Below are 15513 nucleotides of genomic sequence, written 5' to 3'. Positions count from 1 at the left end.
ATGGTCGGAACGGATCGATTTGGCACGATCCGAGATGTCGCGGGGCCGTCGATGATCGGCGAGTTGCTCTATCACTTGCATCGACACGTGCGTCTGGTGCTGATCGCCGGCGGTCTGATGGTCGTCATCGGCGCGGCCCTGCTTGGCTATGAGGCCGTGCGGCATAGGAACGATCAGCCAAGCCGGCCCGCGCCGTCGTCGCCGGTCTAGCCGCGCTTCTTGTCGACCAGCGGCAGTCCCGGCGCATCGGGCGATGCATCGCCGCCCTGGCCCAGGGTCCGCTGCATGAAGATCACGTCGCGCCAGTCGTCATGCTTCCATCCTGCGGCCTTGAACATGCCGGCGTCGGTGAAGCCGCGCGTGCGATGCAGGGCGATGGAGCCGATGTTTTCCGAATCGCCGATGACGGCGACCATCTGACGAAGCCCCATTGCTTCGCAGCGCCGGATAAGAACATCGAGCAGAGCCCCCGCTACGCCCTGTCCGCGCGCCCATGAAGCGACATAGATCGAATCCTCGACCATGTAGCGATAGGCTTGGCGCGTGCGAAATGGCGCGGCGTAGGCGTATCCGGCGACCCTGTCGTCGATCTCGACGACCAGGCGGGGCAGGCCCAAGCCTTCCACAGCCGCCAGACGGGACGCCATCTCGGCTTCGTCAGGCGGCTCCAGCTCGAACGTGCCGCGACCATTGGCGACACTCTCGGCATAGATGGCGGTGATGGCCGCGATATCGTCGGGCCGGGCGTCGCGAACCGCAGGCGCCGTCACGCGGTCTCCCAACCCTTGTCGACAGCCCAGATCGCGAAGGCGTAGTCGTGGGCGACTTCCTTCAGATAGTCGAACCGCCCGGCCGCGCCGCCGTGTCCGGCCTCCATGTTGATCTTGAGCAGGACCGGCTTGCCAGAGGTGGTGGCGGGCCGCAGCTTGGCGACCCACTTCTCCGGCTCCCAATAGGTGACGCGCGGATCGGACAGGCCGCCGGTGGCCAGGACCGCCGGATAGGCTTTCGGCGCAACCTGATCGTAGGGGCTGTAGCTGAGCATATAGTCGTAGGCGGCCGGGTCCTCGATGGGGTTGCCCCACTCGGGCCATTCGGGCGGCGTCAACGGCAGGGAGGTGTCGCTCATGGTGTTGATCACGTCCACGAACGGCACCTGACCGATGACGCCGGCCCACAGGTCGGGCCGCATATTGGTGACGGCGCCCATCAGCAGCCCGCCCGCCGACCCGCCCTGGGCGACGATATGTCCGGTCGTCGCGTATTTGCGGTCGATCAGATGTTCAGCGGCGGCGATGAAGTCGGTGAAGGTGTTCTTCTTCGTCATCTTCCGGGCGTCGAGGAACCAGCCCCAGCCCTTGTCGGAGCCGCCGCGAATATGGGCGATGGCGTAGATCCAGCCGCGATCCACCAGCGACAACCGGTTGGTCGAGAAGCTGGCGGGCATGGGAATGCCATAGGAGCCATAGCCGTAGAGCAGCAGCGGGGCCGAACCGTCGGTCGGCGTCGACTTGCGGCGCAGCACCGTGACCGGCACCAGTTGCCCATCGGACGCCGGCGCGTTCAGCCGCTCGACGACATAGTCCTCGACGTTGTGACCGGACGGAATCTGCTGGGTCTTGCGCAGAGTGCGCTCGCGCGTCGCCATGTCGTAGTCGAAGGTCTGGGTCGGGGTGGACGGCGAGTTATAGGCGTAGCGGGTCGTCGTGGTGTCGAACTCCGAAGCCCCCGCCAGCGACAGGGCGAAGGCGGGCTCGTCCACGGCGATCTCATGCTCGGCGCCGGACCGGTCGCGGATGATGATCCGGGTGTTGGCGTCGGCGCGCTCCTGACGGGCCAGGTGGCCGCTGGTCAGATCGAGACCCTCGATGAAGCGGCCGGGCGTGTGGGCCACCAGATCGGTCCAGTGAGCCTTGGATGGCGTCTCGGTCGGGGCCTCGACGATCTTGAAGTCGATGGCGTCGTCCGCATTCGTGCGGATCACCCAACGGTCGCCCCAGTGGTCGGCGTCGTAGCGAACCGCGACCACGCGCGGCTCCAGCACCACTGGCTCGGCCGTGGGCGTGGCGGCGGAGATGTAGCGGGCCTCGGACGTTTCCTGGTTCTGGATGCCGATGATGATGAACCGGTCGTCGGCCGTGCGGCCCACGCCGATGAACATGCCGTCGTCGGCCTCCTCATAGACCAGGGTGGTATCGCCGCCGCGCGCCGGGCGACGGAAGATCTTGTCCGGGCGGCCGTTGTCGTCGCGGTTGGTCCAGAAAATCCACTGGCTGTCGGGCGAGAAGACGAAGTCGCCGGTGGCGCTGTCGATCACATCAGGCAGAACCTCGTCCGTGGCGATGTCCTTGACGTAGATCTTGTGAACCTCGGACCCCTGAGCATCCTCGGCATAGGCGAACAGGGCGTGGTCGGGGCTGTGCGAGGCGGCCGAAACCTCGGAATAGGCCTTGCCCTCGGCCAGGACATTGGCGTCCAGCAGCAGCTGCGGCGTCGGGGCCATGACGAAGTTTTTCGTCACCGGCTGACCGTCCACAATCCACGTGCCCTGACGCTCGACCCGCATGTAGCGGGGATGCTGATCGCCGGTCTTGTATTCGATATAATAGTTCCAGCCGCCGTCAGGGGCGGGAACGGAGCTGTCGTCTTCCTTGATGCGACCGCGCATCTCCGCGAACATCGTCTGCTGCAGCGGCAGGGTGGAGGCCATCATGGCCTCGCGATAGGCGTTCTCGGCCGTCAGATGGTCCTTGACCTCGGCCTTGATCAGGGTCGGGTCGCGCAGCACGGCCTGCCAGTTGTCGTCCTTCATCCATTGATAGTCATCAGTGCGGGTGCGACCCAGTTGTTCGATGACGACGGGAATCTTCTTGGCGACGGGCGGTTGAGGCATCGAGGCTCCGGCGGGTTGGCGGTCAAGGCCGAGGGTGGGGGCAGGGGCGGCCGAGGCGGCGAGGGCCGTCGCCGCAGTGGACATGATCACTTGCCGACGGTTCATCGGTCGCTCCCGCATTTTGAAGTCGGCCGTACCTTGCGGGCGACCGACGACGAAGGTCAATGACGCGCGGGCGCTCAGCCGGCCAGCGCCTCGACCGACAGGCGTTGCAGCAAGACGCCGCCCTGACCCACGGCCGCCAGGCGGCTGGAGACATGGCCCAGCACATTGGCGGCGTAGATTTCGTAGAGGTCGATCTTGCCCTGCAGCCAGGCCGGATCGCCGTCATTGGCGCTCAGCCTGGCCTTCGCCGCCATCGCGCCCTTGGCCAGCATCCAGCCGCCGACGACGTCGCCCAGCAGTTTCAGATAGGCGTCCGCGGCGGCCAGAACGTCGGCGGCCGCATTCGCATCGGCCTTCTGGTCCAGGAGCCACAGCGTCGCGTCCTCGACCGCCTCGATAGCCGTGGCGAACCGTTCGACCGGCTTGCCGGAATAGAGGGCGCCGAGATCGGCCAGGGTCGCCTTCATGTCGACGATCAGGGCCTTGGCCGATTCGCCGCCGTCCATCGACAGCTTGCGCCCGACCAGATCCATCGCCTGGATGCCGTTGGTGCCTTCGTAGATCGGGGCGATGCGCGCGTCGCGATAGTATTGGGCCGCGCCGGTCTCCTCGATGAAGCCCATGCCGCCGTGAACCTGGACGCCCATGGAGGCGACCTCGCAGCCGACATCGGTGGACCAGGCCTTGGCGATGGGGGTGAACAAATCTTCCCGACCCTTCCAGCGGCGACGCTTCTCTTCCGTCCCGGCGTGTTTCGCCAAATCGGCGGCGACGCCGGTGGACAGACAGATGGCGCGGGCGGCCGAGATCTTGGCCTTCATCACGCCCAGCATCCGGCGCACGTCCGGATGATCGAAGATCGGCGCATTGGCCTCGCCCGTCCAGACCGAACGGCCCTGGCGACGCTCCAGCGCATAGGCGAGGGCGTGCTGGTATGCCCGTTCCGCAATGCCGACGCCCTCCACCCCGACCGCCAGACGCGCGGCGTTCATCATGACGAACATATGGGCCAGGCCCTGGTTCGGCTGGCCGACCAGTTCGGCGCGCGCGCCCTCATAGCTCATGACGCAGGTGGGCGAGGCGTGGATGCCCAGCTTGTGCTCGATGCCGACGGGACGGAAGGCGTTGCGGTCGCCCAGGCTTCCATCATCCTTGAGCGCGAACTTGGGCGTCAAAAACAGGCTGATCCCTTTCGGCCCCTTAGGGGCGTCGGGCAGGCGGGCCAGAACCAGATGGACGATGTTGTCCGTCGCATCGTGGTCGCCCCAGGTGATGAAAATCTTCTGGCCGTTCAGCGCATAGGTCCCGTCGCCGTTCGGCGTCGCGGTGGCGGTCAGGGCGCCCAGGTCCGAACCGGCGCCCGGCTCGGTCAGGACCATGGCCCCGGTCCACTCGCCGCTGACCAGCTTGGTCAGATACCTGGATTTCTGTTCGGGCGTGCCGACCTGCTCCAGCGCCTCGATGGCGGCCAGTGACAGCATCGGGCACAGGCCAAAGGCCATGTTGGCGGCGTGAACGGTCTCATAGGCGGCCAGTTCCAGCGCCTTGGGGAGGGCCTGACCTCCGGCCTCGGTCGGGGCGGACAGGCCGGTCCAGCCGCCTGCGGCGAACTGGCGGTAGGCATCGGCGAACCCCGGCGCGGCGGTGACGGCGCCATTGGCGTAGGTCGAGCCCTGCTGGTCGCCAATCCGGTTCAGCGGCGCCAGAACCTCTTCGGAAAACTGGCCGGCGGCCTCGATCACGGCGGCGGCGACATCGACGTCATAGTCGGGAAAGGCGCCGGTCGCGGCGACGTCCGCCATGCCGGCGACGGCCTCAAGGGTGAAGGCCAGATCTCGAACGGGCGCGCGGTAGGTCATGGGTTTCCTCAATCGTCGTTGCGGCCTAAGTGCCGCGTCGAGGCAGGGTGTCGCAAGCATCTTGGCGACGCGCCCCGTCTCTGCGCAAGGTGACGTAGTGCCGTCACGGAAGGGAAGCCATGGGCGAACCGCGAAATCGATATTCGACCGTTTCCCTGGTCCTGCACTGGGGGATCGCGGCGGCGGTCCTGATTCAGGTGCTGCTGATCACGGCGCACGAGAATACCGAGGGGCCGATCTCGGGCCAGTTCGTCATGTTGCACAAGTCGCTGGGTCTGACGATCCTGGTCGCGACCCTGGCGCGCATCGGCTGGCGTCTGGCCCATCCCGCCATCGCCCTGCCGTCGCACCTGCCACGCTGGCAAAAGGCGGCGGCGCGGGCGACCCATGTGCTGTTCTATCTGGCGCTGATCCTCATTCCGATGACCGGATGGCTGGCGTCCTCGGCCGGCGAGCGGGCCATTCTGTGGTTCGGCCTGTTTGAATGGCCGCTGCTGCCCATCGGCGGCGGTCGTGACATGGCGCGCAGTTTGATGGCCGTCCACGTTCTGGCGGTGAAGGGGCTTTACGTCCTGATCGCGCTGCACGTTCTGGCGGCGCTGAAGCATCAGTTCGTCGACCGGGACAATGTGCTGCACCGGATGATCCCGCTGATCCCGCGCCGACCGTGAGCGCGACGCCGCAAGAGGCGGCGGCGGCCCTGAGAAACGGGTCGCTGATCCTGCTGCCGACCGAGACGGTCTATGGCCTGGGCGCCGACGCCGGTGATCCAAAGGCGGTCGCGTCCATCTTCGACGCCAAGGGCCGGCCGCGGTTCAATCCGCTGATCTCGCATGTCGCGGATGCCGCAGCGGCGTCCGAGATCGCGGTGTTCGACGCCGCCGCCCGGGCGTTGGCCGACGCCTTCTGGCCGGGACCGCTGACCCTGGTGGCGCCCGTTCGCGACGCCGGCCGGGTCTGCGATCTGGCCCGCGCCGGCCTGGACAGCGTGGCGATCAGGGTTCCCGCCCATCCGATAGCCCGGGCGGTTCTGGCGGCGTTCGGCGGCCCGGTCGTCGCGCCCTCGGCCAACCGTTCAGGACGACCCAGTCCGACGACGTTCGACGATGCCGTGGAAGAGACCGGATTCGCCGTCGCCGCCGCCGTGGATGGCGGGCCGTGTCAGGTGGGGCTGGAGAGCACGGTCGTCTCGGTGCTGGAGGGGCGTGTCGCCCTGCTCAGGCCCGGCGCGGTGACCCGGGCCCAGATCGAGGCCGTGGTCGGACCGCTGGCTGACAGCGGGGAGGGGCATCGCTCTCCGGGACGGCTGACGCTGCATTACGCGCCGGACGCGCCGGTGCGGATCGAGGCGACGGCGGCGCGGCCGGGCGAAGTCCTGCTGGGGTTCGGCCCCGGCGTGGGCGAGGCGCGCTGGAGCCTGAGCCCCACGGGCGATCTGAGCGAGGCCGCGGCCAATCTGTTCCGCCTGCTGCGCGAAGCGGATCGCACCCGACCGTTCGGCATCGCCGTTTCGCCGATCCCGACGACGGGCCTGGGGGAAGCCATCAACGACCGCCTGCGCCGCGCCGCCGGCTTCGTCGGCTAGCCGAAGCGCGCCTGCATATCGACGCTGGCGTGACGCCCGACGGCGTCCAGGCAACTGCCCAGCCATTCATCGGCGGCGGCGCGACCGCGCGCCTTCAGGTCGTTCAGGAAGCTCCACTCGGTGTTGAACTTGGTCCGCAGGGACAGGTCCGACAGCCAGCGATCCGCCTCGATGGCGTGCATCCGAACGTGGCGGTACGGCCCCTGGCCTCCCACCTCGATCTGGCCTTGACCGATCATCTCGCCGGCGATGGCGATGGCGCGCAGTTCCGCGACCAGAGGCGCGTTGAAGACGATTTCGTTCAGCCGATCCATAATGTCGGCGGCGCTGCGCGGTGTCTCGTCACGAGCCATCGGGTTCAGGGTGACCAGAAGCACATCGTCCGGCGTATCCTCACCCGTCAGCGGCCACAGCGGCGGATTGGTCAGATAGCCGCCGTCCCAATAGGGCTCGCCTTCGATCTCGACCGCCTGAAACAGGTGGGGCAGACAGGCGGAGGCCATCAGGACGTCGGCATTGATCTCGGCGGAGGTGAAGACCCGCGCTCTGGCCTGGCGCACCGCCGTCGCGGCGACGAACAGTTTGATGTCGGACCCCTGCACCGCGCCGAAATCGACGGCGGCCTTCAGAACGCGTTTGAGAGGATTATGGTTGAGTGGATTGAATTCATAGGGGCTCATGGACATGGCCAAGGTTTCGCCAGCCCGCCAGAACGGGTTGTCCTTGACCCAGTCCGGCGGCTGGGCGGCGTTCCAGATGGCGCTGTCGCCGAAGACGTTGCGGCCGCCCGACTGATTGACCTCGCGCCATAGCTTGTCCAGAGCGGCGCGACCGTCGCCGGCGGCCAGGCCAGACACCAGGGCGGCGGCGTTCATCGCGCCGGCCGAGACGCCCGAAACCGCGCGGACGTCGAGCCGGTCATCCTCCAGCAGCCGGTCCAGCACGCCCCACTGGAAGGCGCCGTGTGCGCCCCCGCCCTGAAGCGCCAGGCAGATCGGCCGCCTGCCCGGAGGCGGGGCCGTGTCGGCCGGCTGAGCGGTCTTGCGTCTGAAGATCGCCATGTCGCCCCTTCGTCCGCCCGTGTCGGAGCGGCCCTATTGCGCGGTCCAGCCGCCGTCGATGGAGAAGCTGGCGCCATTGGCCGAGGCGCCCAGGTCGCTGACCAGATAGAGGAAGATGCCGGTCAGTTCCTCGGTCGTGACGAACCGCTTGGTCGGCTGGGCGGCCAGGATCACGTCTGTCAGCACCTGATCCTCGCTCATGTTGCGGGTGCGGGCCTGGTCGGCGATCTGTTTCGCCACGATCGGCGTCTCGACGAAGCCGGGGCATATGGCGTTGCAGGTGATATCATCGCGCGCCAGTTCCAAGGCCACGGTCTTGGTGAAGCCGATAATTCCGTGCTTGGCCGCAACATAGGCCGACTTGAACGGGCTGGCGACCAGGCCGTGGGCCGAGGCCATGTTGACGATCCGGCCGCGCCCCTGCGCCTTCATGATCGGAATGGCGGCGCGCGTGGCGTAGAAGGCCGAGGACAGGTTGATGGCGATGATCTTCTCCCACTGGTCGGTGGGGAAGTTCTCGACGGATTCGACGTGCTGGATGCCGGCGTTGTTGACCAGGATGTCCAGCCGGCCCAGCTCGCGCCGGGCGAAGGCGACCATGTCGGCGATCTGATCGCCGTGAGTCATGTCCGCCGGATGATAAAGGATGCGCCGGCCGGACGCGGCCTCCAGTTCGGCGCGCGTGCGCTCGATCTCGGCTGGATCGCCCAAACCGTTCAACACCACGTCGCCGCCGCCCGCCGCCACCGCACGCGCCAGAGCCAGGCCGATGCCGGAGGTCGAGCCGGTGACGACCGCGACCTGACCGGACAGATCGCCGATCTGACGAAGCGGCGAGGCCGGGTCTTGGGTCGTGGAATGAGGCCGTTCTGACATGTGTCCGCCCTTTATGATCTTCCGGTCGAGACTAGCGGCATCACACGCCGGGGATCAAGAATTTCCCGACCTGATGAATATCCAGTCGCTGTCGGTCGATACGGCCTTGTCGAAACGATAGCCGTCGCGATCGAAAGCCTTCAGGTCGTCGACCCGTTCCACCCGCTCGTCGATGGCGAAACGAGTCATGGCGCCGCGCGCCTTCTTGGCGAAGAAGGAGACGATGCGGGTCTCGCCGTTCTTTTCCTCGCGGAACTGGGGTGTGACGACCGGCAGTTTCAGGGCCTTGGCGTCCACGGCGCCGAAATATTCCTGGCTGGCCAGGTTCACCAGGGTCGGATCGAGCTGGCCTTCGGCGTCCTCGTTCAACTGTCTGGAGATGCGGTCCCCCCAGAAGTCGTAAAGGCTGGCGCCGCGCCGGGTCTTCAACCGCGTGCCCATTTCCAACCGATAGGGTTGAATACGGTCCAGCGGCCGCAGCAGGCCGTAGAAGCCCGACAGGATGCGGACATGGGCCTGGGCGAAGTCCAGCGCCTGGGGCGCCAGTTCCCGCGCCTTCAGGCCCTCATAGACATCGCCGGCGAAGGCGAAGGCGGCCTGGACGCCGTCGGTCGATTCGGGATCGAAAGCCTTGAACCGCTCGACGTTCAGCGTCGCCAGATCGTCGGAAATCCCCATCAGCCGACGCAGATCGGCCTTGGTCTGACGGCGCGCCGTCCTGGCCAGGCTGTCGGTGTCTTCCAGAAAGCGGCGGTCGGAGCCGGGCAGGGCCGGGTCCGCCTGGGTGAAGTCCAGTCGCTTGGCGGGGGAAAGAACGATCAGCAAGACGAGGCTCCGTGTCGAAGCCGCCCACATAGTCCGCTTCGACGACGATTTGAACCGGGTGCGGCGATGGGCGTGCCGGCAGGCCTCATCAGCCTCTTGCTTATCAGCAGGGCTTGGAGCGCCGGGCCTTCGCCCGGAGTGTGGTTGGAGATTACCGTTTCGGCGAAGGGATGACGCTTCGTCGGGGTTAGAACAGGACAGCCGGGTTCATGATGCGGTTCGGGTCGATGGCGCGGCGGATGGCGGCCATGGTTTCGATTTCGAGGGGCGACTTGTAGCGGCGCACCTCCTCGGTCTTCAGACGCCCCAGGCCGTGTTCGGCCGAGATCGAGCCGTCGTATCGGGCGACGACGTCGTGGACGACCTGAGAGCCTTCCTTCCAGCGGCCGATGAAGGCCGGGATGTCCTGACCGACGCCCGGCAGGATGTCGTAGTGCAGATTGCCGTCGCCGACGTGGCCGAAGACCGAGATGCGCGCGCCGGGATGGAAGCGGTCGACGGCGGCGGAGGCCTCGTCGATGAAGTCGGCGATGCGGCTGATGGGGACCGAGACATCGTGTTTCCAGCCCCCGCCCTCGGGTTTCAGCGCCGCGGAATGCTCCTCGCGCAGGCGCCAGAAGGCGGCGCGCTGGGCATCATTCTGGGCGATGGCGGCGTCGGTGATCAAGCCTTGCTCGAAAGCGACCTCCAGCAGGGCCTCCATCTGGGCCTCGGCGCCGCCGGACGTGCCGGAGGCGATCTCGATCAGCACATACCAGTTCGGTGTTGAATCGAGCGGCTCGCGCGTGTCGGGGATGTTCTTGAGCACCAGTTCCATGCCTAGGCGCTTCATCAGTTCGAAGGCCTCCACGCCGCCGCCGGTTTCGGCCTTGGCGCGGGCGAGCAATTCGACCGAGGCGGCGGCGGTCTCCAGCCCGACGATGGCCACGGCGCGTGAACGCATGACCGGGAACAGCTTCAGGGTAGCGGCGGTGACGACGCCCAGGGTGCCTTCGGCGCCGATCAATAACTGCTTCAGGTCGTAGCCGGTGTTGTCCTTGCGCAGGCGCTTCAGGCCGTTGAAGACCTCGCCGTTTGGCAGCACGGCCTCGATGCCCAGCACCAGATCGCGCATCATGCCGTAGCGCAGAACCTGTGTGCCGCCCGCATTGGTCGAGATGACGCCGCCGATGGTGGCCGAACCTTCGGCCGCAAGGCTGAGCGGGAAATAGCGGCCCGCCGCCGTCGCCGCCTGTTGCGCCTCCAGCAGGGTCAGACCGGCCTCCACCGTCATGGCGTCGTCCAGCGGGGTCACGTCACGGATGGCGCGCATCTTCTTCAGCGACAGCAGGACTTCGCCGAAGGGCACCTGACCGCCCACCAGCCCGGTGCCGCCGCCCTGAGGGGTGATGGCCACGCGTTCGCGCGCGCAGATCGCCACGGCGCGCGCAACCTCTTGCGTCGAACGGGGGGTCAGCAGGATCGGCGTATTTCCGGCCCAGCGATTGCGCCATTCGGTCAGGAACGGCGCGACAACGTCCGGGTCCTGGGTCCAGCCGCCGGGACCCAGGGCGGCTTTCAACGCGTCGAGAACGGCGGAGGCGGGGGCGATCATGCTCATGGCCCCCTTGTGTCAGGCGTCGCCGTTCGTTGGAAGGGCCGCGATGGCGTCAGACGTCCAGTTCTTCTTTCACGAACTGCGCATTTTCCTGGATGAACTGGAACCGGGCGTCGGCGCGCTTGCCCATCAGGCGTTCGACCAGATCCTCGACGCTGGATTCGGCGTCGGGGACGGTGATCCGCGCCAGGGTCCGTTTCTTCGGGTCCATGGTGGTTTCCTTCAACTGGGACGCCATCATTTCGCCAAGGCCCTTGAACCGGCCGATCTCGGTCTTCTTGCCTTTGAATATCGTGGTCAGCAGTTCGTCGCGGTGGGCGTCGTCGCGGGCGTATTCGCTCAAGGGGCCGGCCGAAATCCGGTAGAGCGGCGGCAGGGCCATGAAGACGCGACCCTGACGGATCGTCTCGGGCATGACGCGATAGAAGAAGGTGATCAGCAGGGCTGCGATGTGGGCGCCGTCCACGTCGGCGTCGGTCATGATGACGATCCGCTCGTAGCGTAGGTCGTCGATGTTGAAACGATTGCCGGGCTGAACGCCCAGGGCCAGGGCCAGGTCCGACAGTTCGACGTTCTGGCGCAGCTTGTCGGCGGTGGCGGAGGCGACGTTCAGGATTTTGCCGCGCAGGGGCAGAATGGCCTGGGTCGTGCGGTCGCGCGCCTGTTTGGCCGAACCGCCGGCCGAATCGCCTTCGACGATGAACAGTTCGGTGCCCTCGGCGGCCTGTCGCGAACAGTCTGACAGCTTGCCCGGCAGGCGCAGCTTGCGGGTGGCGGCGGCGCGCTGGACCTCCTTGTCCTTGCGGCGGCGCAGGCGGTCCTCGGCGCGGTCGACCACGAAGCCGAGCAGGGCATTGGCCTGTTTGGGGCTTTCGGTCAGCCAGTGGTCCAGCGGGTCGCGCAGCAGTTGCTCGACCAGACGGGCGCCCTCGGGCGAGGACAGGCGGTCCTTGGTCTGGCCCTGGAACTCGGGGTTCCTGATGAAGACGCTGATCAGGGCGCCGGCGTTGGCGATGACGTCTTCCGCCGTGATGATGCCGGCACGCTTTTCGTTGGTCAGTTCGCCATAGGCCTTCAGGCCTTTGACCAGGGCGGCGCGGAAACCGGCCTCGTGCGTCCCGCCATCGGGGGTCGAGACCGTGTTGCAGTAGGACTGTATGAAGCCGTCGGACTCGCCAAACCCGATGGGCGACCAGGTGACCGCCCACTCAAAGGCGCCCGCCTCGCCCTGACGCTCGGCGCGACCGGCGAAAGTGGGGGTGACGGTGTCCAACTGGCCGATGCGGTCGGCCAGGGCGTCGGCCAGACCTCCGGGGAAGTGCAGCAGGGCCTGAGCCGGGGTCGCGTCGGTGATCCGCTCGGGCGCGCAGGTCCATTTGATCTCGACGCCGCGGAACAGATAGGCCTTGGACCGCGCCATGCGGAACAGGCGGGCGGGCTTGAACGCCGCCCCCATGCCGAAGATTTCGTCGTCCGGCTTGAACCGGATCAGGGTGCCCTTCTTCTTGGACGGCTGGACCTGCTGGATGGGGCCGAGGACGTGGCCGCGCGAGAAGGACTGTTTCCATTCGAACCCGTCGCGCCAGACCGTGACGTCCAGATGTTCCGACAAGGCGTTGACGACCGAGACGCCGACGCCGTGCAGACCGCCTGAGGTTTCATAGGCCTTGCCCGAGAACTTGCCGCCCGAGTGGAGCACGGTCATGACCACCTCCAGCGCCGACTTGCCGGGGTGTTTCGGGTGCGGATCGACCGGGATGCCCCGTCCGTCGTCGCGGACGGACAGATAGCCCTCGGCGTCCAGATCGACGGTGATCAGCTTGGCGTGGCGGGCCACGGCCTCGTCCATCGCATTGTCGAGGACTTCGGCGAACAGGTGGTGCAGGGCGCGTTCGTCGGTGCCGCCGATATACATGCCGGGGCGTTTGCGGACAGGCTCCAGCCCCTCCAGCACCTCGATGGACGAGGCGGAATAGCCGGTGGAGGCGGCCGTGGTTGCGGCGGCCTGGACGGGTTTGGGCGCGGCCGGCTGCACGGCCGGCTGAGCGACAGGAGGCGCGACCTGGGGCGGGATCACCGCAGCGGGCTTGGGCGGCTCGGGTTTGCGAGCTTCGGGTTCGTCGTCAAAAGCGAAGAGGTCGGCGGCCATTCACATAGTCTGAGGCGATTCGGGGCCGGTTCTGGTAGGCCCGTGCGGCCGGTCGGGCAAGCGGCGCACGCCTGGGCGCGCGGATGGGCGCCGGATCGAAGGTCACGGCGCGCGTCAGAATGGCCAGCATCAGCGACCACGGCAGGCTGGCGTGGTTCAGCAGCACGCTTTCCGACAGGCTGAGGGCGACGAAGACCGACAGATAGCCGATGCTCCAATAGCCTTCGCGCGCGCCCAGACCGTTTGTGCGGGCCAGGATCATGATGGCGGCGATGGCGATCAGGGCCCCGACCGCGACCGCGCCCGGCCAGCCCAACTGCACCAGAAGGTCGATCCAGCCATTGTGCGCCGAGGGCACGGGCCATTGGGTCTGGATGCGGATTTCGCGCGCCGGGATCGAGTCCACGCCCCAGAAGGCGCTGAAGCCGTAGCCGGTCCAGGGACGCTCGGCCACCTTGCGCATCAGGGCCTCCCAGATCAGGGTGCGCCCGGTCAGCGACGGGTCCTTGCCCAGGGCCTGGAGGATGGAGGCCGAGGCGATGTGCCAGGTCCAGGCGCCGCCGACGATCCCGACCACCGCGGCCCATAGGGAGACGATGGTCACGGCCGCGCCGCCTTGCTTCAAGACCCACCATCCGCCAACCATGCCGACCCCGATCATCAGGCTCAGCAGCGAGGTTTTGGACTGGGTCGCCAGGATCAGAACGGTCGTCAGGGCCAGGGTGAGAAGCGCGGCCCAGGGTTTCCTGCCGACGCCGGCGATATGGTCAGCCGCCAGACAGGCCGCCGCCGAGACGGCGCCCACCACCATGACAAGACCCATCTGGTTCTTCTCGTACCACAGGCCGCGCCACAGGCCGGCGTTGTCGAACTGGTGCACCCCGACCTTGGGATAGGCGAACACCATGATCAGGCTGCCCACCGCCATGACCAGACAGGTGTGCATCAGCACGCGCGGCAGGGCCGCCCCCCGAAACACCGCGCCAAGATAGACGGCGAAGGCGCTGTTGATCGCCATGGCGATGACGCGGCGGTCGGTGACTTCGGGGTCGATCGACCAGTATTGGGAAACATAGGCCAGGGCGACCAGGGCGCCGACCATCAGCCAGGCGGGCCAGGCGCGGATCACCTTGTCGAAACGGAAGACGAGAAGGCCGGCCGTGACCGCATAGACCGGCAGCCAGATCAGCCGCAGAATGGGCGTTTCGGCCTGATCCGGCGCGATGACGGGGGCGATCAGGGCGCCGGTCAGCATGAAGACGACAAAGCCGGCCGCCAACTGCTCCCACAGCGGCGGCGAATCATCCGGAACCTGAACTGGCGATGCGCGCACGGTCGAACAGTCCGCCGGGTCGCTTAAGGAAGGGTGAGCGCGGCGCGGAAGGCGGCCAGACCTGTGTCCAGATCCGCGATCAGATCGGCGGGGTCTTCCAGGCCGATGTGCAGCCTGATCAACTCACCCTCCAGCGCCGGGGAATGGGCGCGATAGGCCATCTGGTGCGTCTCGTGCGTGGCCAGGCTTTCGAACCCGCCCCAGGAATAGCCCAGGCCGAACAGGCTCAGCGCATCGAGCATGGCCTCGCCCGCCGCCGCGTCGCCGCCCTTCATCACCACCCCCATCAGGGAAGCGGCGCCGGTGAAGTCGCGGGCCCAGAGGTCGTGACCCGCCGCGCCGGGCAGGGGCGGATAGAGGACGCGCGAGACCTCCGGTCGGGCCTGAAGCCACGGCGCGACCGTCAGCGCCGACCGCGCCTGTTCGGCATAGCGCAGCGGCAGGGTGCGCAGGCCCCGCAGAGCCAGCCAGGCGTCGTCGGGCGAGACGTGCCAGCCCAGATCCTCGATGGCGTCGGCGATGGCGCGGCGGCAGGCGGGGACGTTGACGGCGATGCCGCCCATCAGGACGTCGGAGTGGCCGCCGACATATTTCGTAACCGCCTGTACGCTGACATCGACGCCGTGGGCGAGGGGACGATAGGCCAGGCCCGCCGCCCAGGTGTTATCCATGACGGTCAGCACGCCGCGCGCGCGGCAAGCGTCCGCCACCGCCGCCGCGTCCACCATCTCGAACGTCAGGGAGGCGGGCGATTCCATCAGCACCAGCCGCGTCCGGTCGCCGAGCGCTGCAACGATCGCCGCCGCATCGGCTTCGGCGGGCAGGAAACGGGTCGTGACGCCGCGCGAGGCCTGATAGCGGCTGAGGAAGCGGCGCGTCGGGCCATAGACGGCGTCGGTCGTCACCACCTCGTCGCCGGGCCGCAGCAGGGCCAGCAAAGGGACCGTGACGGCCGCGAGACCCGAGGGGACCAGAAAGACGTCGTCCGCGCCTTCCAGGTCGGCCAGGGCGCGCCGCAGCTCCCGCGCCGCGCTGGTCCCCGACAGGCCGTAAGTCGGACCATCCGTCTCGTCGCGCATGACGCCGGCGGCATCGCTGAGCATGGTCGAGGCGCGCTCCAGCGGCGGGTTGACCGGGCGGCGCCCCTGGCCCCTGCGGGTGGCGGAGGCGATCAGGCGAGTGCGGTCCGAAGGCGTCGGCATGGGCGATCCATGGGTTGCGGTTCAGGCC

The 15513-nt window shown here is 67.5% G+C and carries 13 protein-coding genes; 3 read left to right on the top strand and 10 right to left on the bottom strand.

Annotated features, from left to right (window positions below; translation table 11 throughout):
* Nucleotides 1–51 precede the first annotated feature (51 nt).
* Entirely contained in the window at nt 52–210 is a 159-nt protein-coding gene (locus P0Y50_12725; GenBank protein ID WEK39396.1) for a hypothetical protein, read from the top strand.
* Here the strand turns inward: P0Y50_12725 and P0Y50_12720 are convergent.
* The 3 genes from P0Y50_12720 to P0Y50_12710 all read right to left on the bottom strand — a co-directional run bounded on the left by P0Y50_12720 (nt 207) and on the right by P0Y50_12710 (nt 4857).
* Nucleotides 207–770, bottom strand: a complete 564-nt coding sequence (locus P0Y50_12720; protein ID WEK39395.1) for a GNAT family N-acetyltransferase — start codon at nt 768–770, stop codon at nt 207–209. The genes P0Y50_12725 and P0Y50_12720 overlap by 4 nt on opposite strands.
* Nucleotides 767–2998: a S9 family peptidase gene (locus tag P0Y50_12715; GenBank protein ID WEK39394.1), complete on the bottom strand. Its 2232-nt coding sequence runs from the start codon at nt 2996–2998 to the stop codon at nt 767–769. Before P0Y50_12715 ends, P0Y50_12720 begins: the two co-directional genes overlap by 4 nt.
* Nucleotides 2999–3072: 74 nt before the next feature.
* Nucleotides 3073–4857: an acyl-CoA dehydrogenase gene (locus P0Y50_12710; GenBank protein ID WEK39393.1), complete on the bottom strand. Its 1785-nt coding sequence runs from the start codon at nt 4855–4857 to the stop codon at nt 3073–3075.
* A gap of 119 nt (nt 4858–4976) precedes the next feature.
* On the opposite strand from P0Y50_12710, the gene P0Y50_12705 reads away from it, so the two are divergent.
* Both P0Y50_12705 and P0Y50_12700 read left to right on the top strand, forming a co-directional pair.
* Nucleotides 4977–5528, top strand: coding sequence for a cytochrome b (locus P0Y50_12705; protein ID WEK39392.1), 552 nt, complete (start codon nt 4977–4979; stop codon nt 5526–5528).
* The gene (locus P0Y50_12700) at nt 5525–6442 is read left to right on the top strand and encodes an L-threonylcarbamoyladenylate synthase (protein ID WEK39391.1); all 918 of its coding nucleotides are present in this window, start codon (nt 5525–5527) and stop codon (nt 6440–6442) included. Before P0Y50_12705 ends, P0Y50_12700 begins: the two co-directional genes overlap by 4 nt.
* On the opposite strand, the gene P0Y50_12695 is transcribed toward P0Y50_12700, so the two are convergent.
* From P0Y50_12695 to metC, 7 genes are all read right to left on the bottom strand, one after another.
* Complete coding sequence (locus tag P0Y50_12695; protein WEK39390.1) at nt 6439–7503, bottom strand: patatin-like phospholipase family protein; 1065 nt, start codon at nt 7501–7503, stop codon at nt 6439–6441. The two genes, P0Y50_12700 and P0Y50_12695, sit on opposite strands and share 4 nt — an antisense overlap.
* Nucleotides 7504–7536: 33 nt before the next feature.
* Nucleotides 7537–8379 (bottom strand): 3-hydroxybutyrate dehydrogenase, encoded by an 843-nt coding sequence (locus P0Y50_12690; protein WEK39389.1) that lies wholly within the window; start codon nt 8377–8379, stop codon nt 7537–7539.
* A gap of 54 nt (nt 8380–8433) precedes the next feature.
* Nucleotides 8434–9204: a peroxide stress protein YaaA gene (yaaA, locus tag P0Y50_12685; protein WEK39388.1), complete on the bottom strand. Its 771-nt coding sequence runs from the start codon at nt 9202–9204 to the stop codon at nt 8434–8436.
* 187 nt (nt 9205–9391) lie between these two features.
* Nucleotides 9392–10804, bottom strand: coding sequence for an FAD-binding oxidoreductase (locus P0Y50_12680; protein ID WEK39387.1), 1413 nt, complete (start codon nt 10802–10804; stop codon nt 9392–9394).
* Between the two features lie 49 nt (nt 10805–10853).
* Complete coding sequence (locus P0Y50_12675; GenBank protein WEK39386.1) at nt 10854–12950, bottom strand: ATP-binding protein; 2097 nt, start codon at nt 12948–12950, stop codon at nt 10854–10856.
* Nucleotides 12925–14283, bottom strand: coding sequence for an O-antigen ligase (locus tag P0Y50_12670; protein WEK39385.1), 1359 nt, complete (start codon nt 14281–14283; stop codon nt 12925–12927). Before P0Y50_12670 ends, P0Y50_12675 begins: the two co-directional genes overlap by 26 nt.
* A gap of 23 nt (nt 14284–14306) precedes the next feature.
* Nucleotides 14307–15485, bottom strand: coding sequence for a cystathionine beta-lyase (gene metC, locus P0Y50_12665; protein WEK39384.1), 1179 nt, complete (start codon nt 15483–15485; stop codon nt 14307–14309).
* Between the last annotated feature and the right edge of the window lie 28 nt (nt 15486–15513).

It is taken from the genome of Candidatus Brevundimonas colombiensis (assembly GCA_029202665.1).
Lineage (GTDB): Bacteria > Pseudomonadota > Alphaproteobacteria > Caulobacterales > Caulobacteraceae > Brevundimonas > Brevundimonas colombiensis.
This window is presented reverse-complemented; position numbering and strand designations above follow the sequence as displayed.